The organism is Erythrobacter sp. YT30 (assembly GCF_001542875.1).
Classification (GTDB): domain Bacteria; phylum Pseudomonadota; class Alphaproteobacteria; order Sphingomonadales; family Sphingomonadaceae; genus Erythrobacter.
Window position 1 is genome coordinate 942,374 of the sequence record NZ_LMAF01000001.1, and the last position, 12,356, is coordinate 954,729.

At 57.7% G+C, this 12,356-nt stretch carries 15 protein-coding genes; 8 read left to right on the plus strand and 7 right to left on the minus strand.

The genetic code is table 11. The features are described from left to right. Positions 1–6 precede the first annotated feature (6 nt). The 4 genes from AUC45_RS04610 to smc all read left to right on the plus strand — a co-directional run bounded on the left by AUC45_RS04610 (position 7) and on the right by smc (position 5,651). A complete protein-coding gene (locus AUC45_RS04610; RefSeq protein ID WP_082700968.1) occupies positions 7–576 on the plus strand; it encodes a DUF721 domain-containing protein in 570 nt (189 codons plus the stop codon). Next, a complete protein-coding gene (locus AUC45_RS04615) occupies positions 573–1,343 on the plus strand; it encodes a thioredoxin domain-containing protein (RefSeq protein ID WP_233998523.1) in 771 nt (256 codons plus the stop codon). Before AUC45_RS04610 ends, AUC45_RS04615 begins: the two co-directional genes overlap by 4 nt. A 100-nt stretch (positions 1,344–1,443) precedes the next feature. Next, positions 1,444–2,205 carry a thioredoxin domain-containing protein gene (locus AUC45_RS04620; protein WP_067598740.1) on the plus strand — a complete coding sequence of 254 codons (762 nt, stop codon included), beginning with the start codon at positions 1,444–1,446 and terminating at the stop codon, positions 2,203–2,205. Positions 2,206–2,228: 23 nt separating this feature from the next. Further along, positions 2,229–5,651, plus strand: a complete 3,423-nt coding sequence (smc, locus tag AUC45_RS04625; protein WP_067598743.1) for a chromosome segregation protein SMC — start codon at positions 2,229–2,231, stop codon at positions 5,649–5,651. 14 nt (positions 5,652–5,665) lie between these two features. Here smc and AUC45_RS04630 read toward each other — a convergent pair whose 3' ends face one another. The 5 genes from AUC45_RS04630 to rpmF all read right to left on the minus strand — a co-directional run bounded on the left by AUC45_RS04630 (position 5,666) and on the right by rpmF (position 8,896). After that, a complete protein-coding gene (locus AUC45_RS04630) occupies positions 5,666–6,088 on the minus strand; it encodes a MerR family transcriptional regulator (protein ID WP_067598746.1) in 423 nt (140 codons plus the stop codon). A gap of 50 nt (positions 6,089–6,138) precedes the next feature. Continuing rightward, positions 6,139–6,438, minus strand: coding sequence for an integration host factor subunit alpha (locus AUC45_RS04635; protein ID WP_067598749.1), 300 nt, complete (start codon positions 6,436–6,438; stop codon positions 6,139–6,141). 136 nt (positions 6,439–6,574) lie between these two features. Next, positions 6,575–7,570, minus strand: a complete 996-nt coding sequence (locus AUC45_RS04640) for a beta-ketoacyl-ACP synthase III (protein ID WP_067598751.1) — start codon at positions 7,568–7,570, stop codon at positions 6,575–6,577. Further along, on the minus strand, positions 7,567–8,679 hold the full coding sequence (gene plsX, locus AUC45_RS04645; protein WP_067598754.1) for a phosphate acyltransferase PlsX: 1,113 nt from the start codon (positions 8,677–8,679) through the stop codon (positions 7,567–7,569). The genes AUC45_RS04640 and plsX overlap by 4 nt, the downstream gene beginning before the upstream one ends. A gap of 37 nt (positions 8,680–8,716) precedes the next feature. Then, the gene (rpmF, locus tag AUC45_RS04650) at positions 8,717–8,896 is read right to left on the minus strand and encodes a 50S ribosomal protein L32 (protein ID WP_067598757.1); all 180 of its coding nucleotides are present in this window, start codon (positions 8,894–8,896) and stop codon (positions 8,717–8,719) included. Between the two features lie 226 nt (positions 8,897–9,122). On the opposite strand from rpmF, the gene AUC45_RS04655 reads away from it, so the two are divergent. After that, a complete protein-coding gene (locus tag AUC45_RS04655) occupies positions 9,123–9,518 on the plus strand; it encodes an MAPEG family protein (RefSeq protein ID WP_197409505.1) in 396 nt (131 codons plus the stop codon). Between the two features lie 31 nt (positions 9,519–9,549). Here AUC45_RS04655 and AUC45_RS04660 read toward each other — a convergent pair whose 3' ends face one another. After that, on the minus strand, positions 9,550–10,191 hold the full coding sequence (locus AUC45_RS04660) for an MBL fold metallo-hydrolase (protein ID WP_067599100.1): 642 nt from the start codon (positions 10,189–10,191) through the stop codon (positions 9,550–9,552). Between the two features lie 97 nt (positions 10,192–10,288). On the opposite strand from AUC45_RS04660, the gene AUC45_RS04665 reads away from it, so the two are divergent. Further along, positions 10,289–10,750, plus strand: coding sequence for a GNAT family N-acetyltransferase (locus AUC45_RS04665; protein WP_067599102.1), 462 nt, complete (start codon positions 10,289–10,291; stop codon positions 10,748–10,750). On the opposite strand, the gene AUC45_RS04670 is transcribed toward AUC45_RS04665, so the two are convergent. After that, positions 10,747–11,445: a S24 family peptidase gene (locus AUC45_RS04670; protein WP_067598760.1), complete on the minus strand. Its 699-nt coding sequence runs from the start codon at positions 11,443–11,445 to the stop codon at positions 10,747–10,749. The two genes, AUC45_RS04665 and AUC45_RS04670, sit on opposite strands and share 4 nt — an antisense overlap. Before the next feature lie 126 nt (positions 11,446–11,571). Between AUC45_RS04670 and AUC45_RS04675 the strand changes: the two genes are divergently transcribed. Both AUC45_RS04675 and AUC45_RS04680 read left to right on the plus strand, forming a co-directional pair. Then, positions 11,572–11,889, plus strand: coding sequence for a hypothetical protein (locus tag AUC45_RS04675; protein ID WP_156423737.1), 318 nt, complete (start codon positions 11,572–11,574; stop codon positions 11,887–11,889). After that, positions 11,879–12,310: a hypothetical protein gene (locus AUC45_RS04680; protein ID WP_067598766.1), complete on the plus strand. Its 432-nt coding sequence runs from the start codon at positions 11,879–11,881 to the stop codon at positions 12,308–12,310. Before AUC45_RS04675 ends, AUC45_RS04680 begins: the two co-directional genes overlap by 11 nt. Positions 12,311–12,356: the final 46 nt, after the last annotated feature.

Sequence of the window (12,356 nt, forward strand, 5' to 3'; positions counted from 1 at the left end):
TATGGCATGAGCGCCAGCACAATGGGAAGCGATACTCCAAAACCATCAACGGGCAAAAAGCCGAAGGGCAAAGCGGCAAAGCAATACTCGCGCCCGCGCGGCGGCTCTGCCAAGGCTATTGGTGATTTGACGCCCGAAATCGGCCGAACCGCATTTCGCCGCTTCGGCTTTGTCCAGAGCTCTGTTGTCACCCGCTGGCCCGAAATTGTTGGCCCTCATCATGCCCGCGTTTGCAGTCCCGAGGCGATCCGATTTCCGCCCGGAGAGCGCGCCGAGGGCATCCTTCAACTCGTAGTCGCCCCGGCCCATGCTCCGCTCATCCAGCAAGTGACCGAAGAGATTATGGAGCGGGTCAATCGCTTCTTCGGCTATAAGGCGGTGGCGCGGGTCAAAATCCGTCAAGGGCAGGTTAAGCCCGTTTCTGCTGAAAAGCCCGCAAAACCGCCGCCATCATTGAAGCCGATCCCGATGGAGCTCGGGGAAAGCTTGCGCGATATTGGCGATCCGGAACTGCGCACCGTGCTGGAATCGCTGGCGCGCAGTCTGGGCGATGGGGAAAAGAAGGACTATCGATGAAAACTGCATTGCTGGGCGCGATGACGGCAATGGCCGCATTGGCTCTTCCGTTGGCAGCGAACCTTTCTGCTCAAGATACAGGAAGCGGCAAAGGCAATCAGCTGTCCGATCCGCGCAGTTCCTTTACCGCGCGAGACGGACGCAGCTGGCATGCCGAAGTGCAACGTACAGAGCGCGGGTATCTGCTCGGCAATCCTGATGCAGACGCAGCTCTCATTGAATTCATCAGCTACACATGCAGCCATTGCGCGAGCTTTTCGCGTGAGGCTGATGGCGCAATTGATCTGGCGCTGCTGGCACCTGGCCATATGAGCGCCGAAATCCGGACCGTCATCCGCAATGCGCCCGATCTTACCATTTCGCTTTTGGTCGGCTGCGGCGATGCTGACGGGTTCAAGAACCGCCATCGCGCTTTCTTGGCGAAGCAGAACGAATGGCTCACAAAGCTCACGAACGCACCGCAATCGCAGCAACAAATCTGGGCGCGCGGTGATCGCAACGCGCGGATCGGGTTAGCGAGCGCCATGGGCTTTGATGATCTGATGGAAGCGCGCGGACTTACTCGCACTCAAATAAACCAATGCCTTTCTGACGATGCGGCAGCGCAAAAACTGGTCGCAAACAGCAACGCTGACCGAGCAGACTTTGCCGTCACGGGTACTCCCAGCTTTGCCTTCAACGGACAGCTTCTCCAGGGCGTCCACTCTTGGGGCGCGCTTTATCCGGTGCTTTCGGGCCAAATTGCGCCCTCAAACGAGGCAAATTGACTCCAAACTGACACATTTGTGCACAAGCACGTGGGTAAATACCCTTGGGCAACACCCATAGCTCGGCTATTTTCAGTTCATCAAATAAGGATTCTCACCGATGGCATCGACAGATACTTCAACCCGTTCGCTGTGGCGCACTGTGAGTTTCGCCGCGCCGCTGGCCCTGGTTTTGGCTGCGTGCAATGGCGCTGAAGAAGAAGGCTCGATTGAAGGCGATGCAATCGCATCAATTCCCGCTCCCGATGGCTCGTCATGGGCAGAGACGGTCACGGTGAGCGAATCTGACGGGTACATCGTTGGCAATCCCGATGCGCCTTTGAAGCTGGTAGAATACGCCTCTCACACTTGCGGCGGATGCGCAGCGTTCTCAGCTCAGGCAAAAGACAAGCTGATCAGCGATTACATCGCCTCGGGTGTCGTCAGCTTCGAACAGCGCAATCTGGTGCGCGATCCAATCGACCTTACTATTGCGACCCTCGTTCGCTGCGGTGCCAAGGAAAACGTCCAGCCACTTTCTGATCAGGCATGGACGGTTTTGAATGATACGTTTGCCAATGTGCAGCAGAACAATGCAGCGTATGAAGCTGCCAGTGCGCAGCCATTGGAACAGCGCTTTGTCACCATCGCGGAGGCTGCTGGCCTGATCGATTTCTTCGCTGCACGCGGGCTATCTTCTGATCAAGCGCGCACCTGCCTTGCTGACAAGGCAAAAGTCGAAACGATTGCTGACAATTCGAGCACACAAGCCGACGAATTGAATATCAATGCGACACCAACGTTCATTCTCAATGGTCGAACGCTGGATGTCACGAGTTGGGGCGAACTTGAACCCATCCTCCAGCGCGCGGGCGCTCGGTAAAGCGCGGGGAATACGGCACACTCATGCAAATAAGCCGCCTCAAGCTCTCTGGATTTAAGAGCTTTGTCGAGCCGGCTGAATTGCGCATTGAACCCGGATTGACAGGCGTTGTCGGGCCAAACGGCTGCGGCAAATCGAACCTGCTGGAAGCGATCCGATGGGTCATGGGTGAAACCTCGGCCAAGTCGATGCGCTCTGGCGGAATGGAAGATGTGATCTTCGCAGGCACATCAACCCGGCCCGAACGCGCCTTTGCCGAAGTTGTCTTGCACGCCGCAGATGATGAAGGCGAAGAACTAGTCGTAACCCGCCGGATCGAGCGCGGTGCAGGCAGCGCTTACCGCGTCAACGGGCAAGATGTCCGGGCAAAAGATGTCGCGCTCACATTTGCCGACGCTGCGACAGGTGCGCATTCGCCAGCGCTCGTTTCGCAAGGCAAAATCGCTCAAGTGATCGCGGCAAAACCCGCCGAACGCCGCCAGATGCTCGAAGAAGCCGCCGGGATTTCGGGCCTGCACGTGCGGCGCAAGGATGCCGAGAGCAAGCTGCGCTCAACCGAGGCAAATCTTGCCCGGCTTGAAGACCTTATGGCGGGTCTTGATAGCCAGATGAATTCGCTTCGCCGTCAGGCAAAGCAGGCCGAGCGGTACAAGGTCCTAACCACCCAAATTCAGGCCGCAGAAGCCCGCCTGCTGTTCGCCCGTTGGCGCGAGGCAGCGCATGCCGCGAAAGAAGCACGCGATGCAGCGCAAGATGCAGATGCACGTGTCGCTGAAGCGCAAAAGGCGGTGGACGCGGCACAGGCTGAGCAGACTCGGCTGGCCGTGGAACTTTCAGAAGCGCGCGAAACTCTGACTGACCGCCGCGATGATGCGAGCGCGCATGGGCACAGGATGGCGGCGCTCACAGAAAAACTGGAAGCGGCGCAAACCCGACTTTCAGATCTTGAAAGGCAGAAAAAGCGGCTTGAGGAAGACCGAGAAGCAGCTGATCGGTTGACGGCGGATGCGGCCGATGCGCTTAAGAAGCTCAGCCAGGATGCCGATGCATCCGCACGCGCGGTCGAGGAAAACGAGAAGCTACGCCCCTCGCTGGCTGCGAAATCGGAAGATGCTGAACGCTCAAGCCGGGCGGCAGAGCTGGCTCTTGCCAAGGCAACCGCTGATCATGCTGGCGTCGAGGCTGAATGGCGTGTCGCCGAAGCGGCAATCGAGCAGGCTGAACGCCGACTAGAGCGATTGAAAGCAGACGAAGCGCGTATTGCCGAAGCCCGCGCATCGCTGGAAAGCGATGAAGAGAGCGAAGCTGCAATGATCGCTGCGAGCGACGCGGCGAATGAGGCATCGAGCGAACTCGCAGAGCTTCGGTCAGCTTTGGAAAAAGCACAGACGCGAAAGGTCGATTTACAGCAAGCTCGCGATGAAGCGGCGACGAAGCTTGCTAGCGCCAAGGCAGAGCTTGCCGGAATTGAGCGCGAGCACAATGCCCTCGCCCGTGATCGCGATGCGCGGGAGAAGGCGGCGCAATCGCGCAAGGGTCTGGCTTCCGCACTCGATAAAGTCCGCGTCGCAAAGGGATATGAGCGCGCGCTCGCTGCAGTGCTGGGCCGCGATGGCAAGTCACCTCTGGGCACGCCGGAGGAGATGAGCGATGGTCGGTTTTGGACGGGATCTGATGCGCCGTCTCCCGTCGCTGATAGCCTGCTCGATCACGTAACGCATTGCCCTGAGGAATTGCGCGCGCGCCTCGCTCTCGTCCATTGCGCAGAGAGCGATGATGGCCGCGCTCTAGCGCCGGGTGAGTGGCTAGTCACAACATCGGGTCAGCTGCGCCGTTGGGATGGTTTCATCGCACGTGGCGAAGGATCGGCCGAGGCTGCAAAACTTGAGGCTGCGAACCGTTTGGCTGAATTGGAAAGTATCCTTCCCGATCTCCAATCTGCCGCTGAGGAGGCAGAGCAGGCCGAAGCTGCGAGCCACGAAGAATTACAATCCCTTCAGTCCGATTTGGTGGCGCAGGAACGCGCCATTGCGGGTGCGATTGAAGCCGAGCGCCAGGCATTGCGCGATTTCGACCGGGCAGAGGCTGCGCGTGAACGCAATGCGGCGCGCCTTACTGAACTTGAACAATCGGCCGAAGAGCTTGCCGCGCAACTCACCCTAGCCGAGCAAGAACAAGCCGAAGCACAGCAAAAGCGCGCTTCACTCCCTGCCCCGGACACAGGCCGCGCAACTCTCGAAGCGGCCCAGGCAAAGAATGACGCCGCGCGTATGGCGGTGCAGTCTGCGATGGCAGAGCTTGCTTCACACGATCAGGCCCTGGCCGTCGCGCGCGAGCGGTTGGCAGCGCAAAAGACCGAGCAGTCCAACTGGGAAAAACGCTCTGGCGAAGCTGCCATGCGCGTGGCTGAGGCCGGGCGACGGCTTGAAGAAATCGAGGAAGAGCGCAGCATTGTCGCTGCCAAACCGCAATCGCTGATTGACGAGATCGAACAAGGCGATGCGGTGCGCGAGAAACTGACGCGCGAATTGGCCGAAGCGCAAGCGGCGATGGAAGCGCGTCAATCAGCCGCAAACGATGCTGACAAATCTCTATCTGCAGCCAATGAAACACTGATCCAGGCACGCGAAGGCCGTGCAACGCTCGCAGCGCGCGCTGAAAGCCAGGAAGCGCGACGCAGCGAAATGGCCCGCATTTCGGGCGAACGCTTCGGCTGCCCTCCCCCAATGCTCGCCGAAAACTACGATTTTGACGAAGCGGAAATTAAAGACGCATCGGATGAATCGACCGAGCTTGAGCGCCTTAATGCCAGCCGCGAACGGATTGGTCCGGTCAATCTGGTCGCAGCCGAAGAACTTGCAAGGATTGAGGAAGAGCATGGCACCAACGCCACCGAGCAGGCTGAACTTGCCGAAGCAGTGAACCGTTTGCGCGGCTCCATCGGCAATCTCAACCGCGAAGGCCGCGAACGTTTACGCGCGGCATTTCAGGAAGTGGACGGCCATTTCCGTGTGCTGTTCACCCGGCTTTTCCAAGGAGGGCAAGCGCATCTCGCGCTGGTCGATAGCGATGATCCTTTGGAAGCGGGCCTCGAGATTTATGCCCAGCCGCCGGGCAAACGCCTGCAATCCCTCTCGCTGCTGTCAGGAGGCGAACAGGCGTTGACAGCAACCGCGCTTATCTTTGCGCTGTTCCTTACGAATCCCGCACCAATTTGCGTCCTCGATGAGGTCGATGCGCCGCTTGATGATGCCAACGTCGAACGCTTCTGTGACCTGCTCGATTCCATGGTTCGCACTACAAATACGCGCTATCTAATCGTTACGCACAATGCGGTGACGATGAGCCGGATGCACCGGCTGTTTGGCGTAACCATGGTTGAAAAAGGTGTCTCGCGCCTCGTCAGTGTCGACCTTGGCGAGGCGGAGTTGATGGCGGCGGAATAACGCGCCCAGTTCACTTAGGAATTGAGCGCGCTGTCCAGCCGATCGCGAATGCCCTTTAGCTGTGCGACCATCTCGGCTTTGCTGCGTTTCGATCCGTCGTCATCGCTCGCGCGTCGCAGCTCAACAGCGGATCGACGATCGCTTGCGCGGCGATCATCCTCGCGCCGATCAAATTCTGATTTGCCGCTGGAGCGCAGGACAGATTCCGCGCCTTTCAACGTGTACCCTTCTTCGTTGACGAGGCGGTTGATCGTTTCGACCAGCTCGACGTCTGATGGGCGATAGTATCGCCGTCCGCCGCTACGCTTTAGAGGTTTGAGCAGCGAAAACTGCTGCTCCCAATATCGCAAGACATGAGTTTTGATGCCAAGCGCTTCGCTGACTTCGCCGATGGTGCGCAAGGCCCCATCATCTTTCCCGTCGTCAAAATCTGCCATGATATCAGTCTTCCCCAGCGGATAGGGGCGAAGTAGACCACACTGTTATGCTATGTGCCAGCTGTGATCCGCTCTTTCAGCAATTGGCTTGCGCGGAATGTCATGACACGGCGAGGCGTGATTGGAACTTCGATGCCAGTTTTGGGATTGCGGCCCACACGCTCATTCTTGTCGCGCAGAATGAAGCTGCCGAACCCGGAGATTTTTACATTCTCTCCATCGGCGAGCGCATCGCACATCTTGCCCAGAATAGCCTCAACCATATCGAGCGATTCAGCCCGGCTAAAGCCCATTTTCCGATTGATTGTCTCTGCCAAATCGGCGCGCGTAAGTGTGCCCATTGAACGCATAAATCGCCTTCTCCCTTCGTCGGTGCGACCCATTCGAAGCTTGCGGGTACCATACTCGTTAAGTGCTGAATTCGCAATGGAAGCAGGCTTCGTTGCAAAAAATTAAATTCGGAGCTTGTGGCGATGACGCCTCAGCTTAAACGCGCATCAAGCTAGCGCCCCAGGTAAAACCACCGCCCATGGCTTCGAGCATGATGAGATCGCCAGGCTTTATGCGTCCATCTCGGCGCGCTGTATCGAGCGCCAATGGCACCGACGCTGCCGAAGTGTTGGCGTGATCCTGCACGGTTACCACGACCTTTTCTGCTGGAATGCCAAGCTTTTTAGCCGTTGCATCCAGGATCCGCGCATTGGCTTGATGAGGCACGACCCAGTCAATATCGCTCACCGAAACACCAGCTTCTTCAATCACTTCGTGGAGAACCTGTGAGAGATTGACGACAGCGTGGCGGAACACTTCACGGCCCCTCATTCGTAGGTGCCCGACCGTTTGCGTGGTTGACGGACCACCATCGACATAGAGCAAATCGTGCTGAGCACCATCCGCGTGGAGCTTGCTCGCGAGGATGCCGGAAGCGCTGCTATCTTGTGGTGTCGCCGCGCTCGTATCAGGAGCCTCGAGCACGACGGCACCGGCCCCATCGCCAAATAAAACGCAGGTGGTGCGGTCGTCCCAATCTAGGATGCGACTGAAAGTTTCTGCCCCAATTACAAGGGCTCGCTTTGCCATTCCCGTGCGCAAAAGCGAATCGGCAGTCGCCAAGGCATAGAGAAAGCCGGAACACACCGCTGCAACATCAAATGCCACACAGCCATTGCAGCCGAGCGCATCCTGCACCTTTGTCGCGGTGGCCGGAAATGTGTTGTCAGGTGTGGCGGTCGCAAGGACGATCAGGCCGATGTCAGAGGCTTCCAAGCCTGCATCATCAAGGGCAGTTCGCGCAGCCTTGGTCGCGAGACTGGAAGTGGTTTCCTCATCACCGGCGATATGGCGCTGGCGAATGCCGGTCCGCTCAATGATCCACTCATCAGATGTGTCGATCTTGGCCGCCAATTCGGCATTGGTCACAACCCGCTCAGGCAAAGCTGAACCTGTCCCGACCAGCCGAGCACCTGGCCCAGCAAAGGTCACGCGGCTTCCCCACTCTCGGGCGTTCCAGCAGCGTTCGCCGTTGGTGTTTTGCCATTTCCGTTGGTGCGCAGCGCGTCTTCGCCCAATTCGGCCAAGTCCTGCGCAATGCGCTCGGTCAGTTTGTTTTCAAGCAGGCGCGCTGCCACTGCCACTGCATGCGCCACACCCTTTGCCGTTGCACTTCCATGGCTTTTCACGACGACGCCATTAAGGCCAAGGAACACCGCGCCATTGTGATTGTTCGGATCAAGGTGGTGACGCAGCAATTCGGTGGCCGGTTTGGACACCAGAAAACCGAATTTGGAACGCAGCGAACTGGTAAAGGCCTGGCGCAACAGGTCGGTTACGAATCGAGCGGACCCTTCGATAGCTTTCAGCGCGATATTTCCCGAGAAGCCGTCGGTGACGACCACATCCACTTCGCCGCGGTTGATCTTATCAGATTCCACGAAGCCATCGAATTGCAGCGCTAGCCCGCCGTCACCCTTGTCAGCCGCCTGCTGAAGACGAGCGGCCGCATCTCGCAGGGCATCGGTGCCTTTGATCTCTTCGGTGCCGATATTGAGGAGACGAACCTTGGGTTTATCAAAACCGTTCACAATCCTCGAATAGGCTGCGCCCATTACCGCGAACTGCACCAGATTGCGCGCATCCGCTTCGGTGTTGGCGCCAAGGTCCAGCATTACGACATCGTGTGATTTGAGCGTCGGCATCAAGGCAGCAAGCGCTGGGCGATCAATGCCGGGCATGGTGCGCAAGGCAATCTTGCTCATCGCCATCAATGCGCCGGTATTGCCCGCACTGACGGCTGCGCCTGCTTCGCCTTCCTTCACGGCGTTGACGGCAAGACCCATGCTGGTCGATTTGGCGCGGCGGATTGCACGGCTTGGCAATTCATCGCCTTCGACGACATCTTCGCAATGGAGGATTTCGGAGGCGCCGCGCATATTGGGATGATCGGCCAGCGCTTTTTCTATCCGCGCCTGATCACCCACCAATAGGAAATTGAAGCTGTCGTGATCCCGGCGAGCCAGTGCAGCGCCTTCGACCATTACACGCACGCCTTCATCACCGCCCATCGCATCAACAGCGATACGCGGCAGGCTCATGGCAACTTCTTCCTATTCTCTAAGTGTTCGACGGCTCTTAAACGCCGACTTCGATGACCTGACGGCCATTGTAATAGCCGCAAGCTGGGCACAAATTGTGCGGACGCTTCAGCTCACCACAGTTCGGGCATTCGTGGAACGCTTCGACTTTAAGCGAATCGTGCGCGCGGCGATTGCCACGGCGATGCGGGGATACTTTTCTCTTTGGGACAGCCATGGCGGCACCATTTCCTCAAATAAATACGTGTGTTTGTGTAGGGCTTTCGCCCCGAAATCTGCTGCTGCCCCTAGGACAAAGGTGTTGTGCGCGCAAGCAAACTTGCACGGAGACGTATCCTTGCCAAACGGGCGGGAAGGCGCGCGCTATAGCGCAAAATTCGCGCGTTGCAAGCGTGTGTCTGGCCCGTTAGCGAGGGAACCAGACAATAAGTGGGGTCTCATACATGATTATTCTACCCGTGACATTGACCGCGGCCGCCGCTGCAGCTGTGCTCAACATTTGGCTTTCGATCCGGATTGGAGCCGTTCGACAGGCAGCAGGTATCAGCGTCGGCGATGATGGACATGAACCACTGACGCGGCGGATGCGTGCGCAAGCGAACTTTGTAGAGAACACGCCTTTTGTGCTTGTCCTGATTGCTGCGATCGAACTGTCCGGCAAGGGGCAGCCATGGCTTGCTTACGTGGCCGGCTTTTACATGATCGCGCGCGTGGCGCATGCGTTCGGTATGGATGGCGGCTCTATGCAACTCGGTCGCATGATCGGAACCGTCTCAACCTTGCTTATACTGCTTGGGCTTGGCGTGGTTGCAGCTCTGATTGGCGCTGGCGTGATGTGATGACCGCTCCCTTAAGCCGGGACGATGTCGATCAAGACAGCGCGTAATCTGAAACGAATGCGTTCGTTTTGCGCTCCTGGCCAAAGGTGCTTGTCGGCCCGTGACCGGGAATGAAGGTTATGTCTTCGCCCAGCGGCCAGAGGCGTTTTGTGATGCTGTCGATCAAGTCTTGGTGATTGCCCTTGGGAAAGTCCGTCCGCCCAATTGACCCCTGAAACAGTACATCGCCGACAATGGCGAACTTACTGGGTCCGTGGAAGAAGACGACATGGCCCGGCGTGTGGCCGGGACAGTGAATCACATCGAGCGTCAACTCGCCCACTGTCACGGTGTCGCCGTGCTCCAGCCAGCGTGTGGGCGTGAATGTCTTGGCCTCCATGCCCCAGCGAGCGCCATCATCGTCCAATTGCTCAATCCAGAACAGATCGTCTTTGTGCGGACCTTCAATGAGAAGCCCCAATTCATCCGCCAGCATCCCTGCCTGCCCGCAATGATCGAGATGGCCGTGGGTGATGAGGATTTTTTCGAGCGTCACACCTGCCTTGGCCACGCCCTCTTTCAAACGATCAAGATCGCCGCCCGGATCAGTAAGTGCGCCCTTCATCGTCTTGGTGCACCAGATAAGCGAGCAGTTCTGCTGCAACGGCGTCACCGGGATGATGGCCGCGCGCATCGGAGGATTGGGGTTTGTCATTTCGCGTATTTGGAGCGAGATGCAGTTCAATTCAACAGACAAGCCAATTCACTTGGCTCGTGATAAGCGCAAGGCCATGACGAAACTCTCGATACGCGAGGCCGATGCTGACGATTTGGACTTTATCGTCGGTCTTATTGATACAGATCCGGTTTCAAAACGTCGCGATCCGGCAATGCCGCAGGATGAAGCGGATCAAAACGAGGCCTTTCTGGCAATCCAGAAGGATCCCAATCATCTTCTGCTTGTGGCGGAATTTGAGGGCGTTCCAGTCGCAAGCTTCCAGCTGAGCTTTATCCCTGGCGTATCGCGACAGGGCGCATGGCGCGGCCAGATTGAGTCAGTCCGAGTAGACCCCGATTATCAGGGCCAAGGCATTGGGGGCGAGATGATGCGCTGGGCGATTGAGCGATGCAAGGAACGAAGATGCGGCCTTGTCCAGCTAACAAGCGACACAAATAGACCGGCCGCGCATCGCTTTTATGAGAGGCTGGGATTTCGCCCGACACATACGGGCTTCAAACTGAAGCTGCGCTAAACCCGCCCACCTTTCCAGACGACTTTCCCGATAATCTCGATCTCCTCAACCGCCACCTGCACCGGGGGGTAGGCAAGATTCTGGCTCAGCAGCGACAACTGCCCTCCTCCAGCGTTCGCAACGCGTTTCACCATCAGCGTTTCGCCGAGGCGTACGACATAGATGCCATCACGCAGAGATTTTTGATTGAGGTCGACCAGGATATCATCGCCATCGTTCAGCAGAGGCTCCATGGAATCGCCTTCTACCGTAATCGCCGAAAGCTGCGCGCCTTCAAGGCCGTGTTCGTTGAGCCATTGACGTGAGAAACGAAAAGTATCGAAGGCATCTTCCGGTCCAGGCAAGGCGCCCGGCCCAGCAGAAGCTCCAATGTCGAGTCGCGGAACATCCACCCAGTTTCTTTTGATCAAAGAACTCGCTGAAACTGTCCCATTGTAGGATTTATCCTTCGTTAAGGATGATTCGCTGGGTTCAGGAGCGCCCAGCACCCGCTCATCCACTCCGAAGAATTGCGCGAGCGTCCTGCGATCGGTCTCCGCCAGCTTTCTCGGGCTGCCCTTGGTGATAAACTGTTGGAGATATGAAGGATTTCTCCCCAATAGCTCCGACAAGCTGGCGAGACTTGCGCCGCGTTCCTGCGACAATTCAAGCAGTCGGGCGCGGACGGAATCGGGTGATTGCGAGTCTTTAATCATGTGAACATTCCTACATGAAGGAATTTTCCTAGACAAGTAGGAAATGACATGGAACATTTAGTGAACACCGAGCGATTCGCCCAACCCGCCCCGGCAATCGAGGTGAGACAGACAAGAGGGATCACCATGCTACTCCGCGCCGTTGAGGCTTTCCTCAAACAATACGATATGCCCGCCACCAAGTTCGGGCGGCTTGCCGCCCATGATCCGCGCTTTGTGCTGGATTTGCGCATGGGCCGCACGCCCCGCCGCGCAACCGAAGCGCGAACCAGAGGGTGGATGGCCGAATACGAGGTCGCTGCCAGAAAAGCCGCTCGTGCCGCAGGTCGCAATGCAGGCGACGACGTGTCCGACCTTAGATTTTCCATCCCCGATCCGGTTTTCACTGACAGTCCCAATCACAAAGCAAAACACAATACGAAGGAGCTTTCCCATGCTGCTTGATCAATCTCGCCTTGCTGAAAGCCCGCTCACTCTCCCCGCTGATATCGAAACGAAGTCAGCGACCAGCCCCTCGCTCGATGCCAAGCGCGCGACACGATATCGCCCGCGCCGCACGCTGGCCGATCGGGTTCGTGAAGCGCTGATCGTATTGTCGAAGGGCGAAGCCGATATTCGCAGTCACGAAGAGACGGCTTGGGCATCCATTACGTTTTCGGGCACCCGGCATGAAGTCGTGCTTGAATTCGAAGGTGCACGCGCTGTTGAGGTGGGGGAAGATTTTATCGCAAACCTACCCGATCACGAATTCACAATCCCCGGCCAATTGGTGGCAGAGGCGACGGTGAATGAAGTCGACCATCGTTTCGGCGCTGAAGAACGGCTGATTGTGACGGCGGTGCTGCTGCTGCTCGAGGAAGTGTAAGCTTTTTCCGGGGGGCTCAGGCATCCGCCTGAGCCTGGGCATAGCC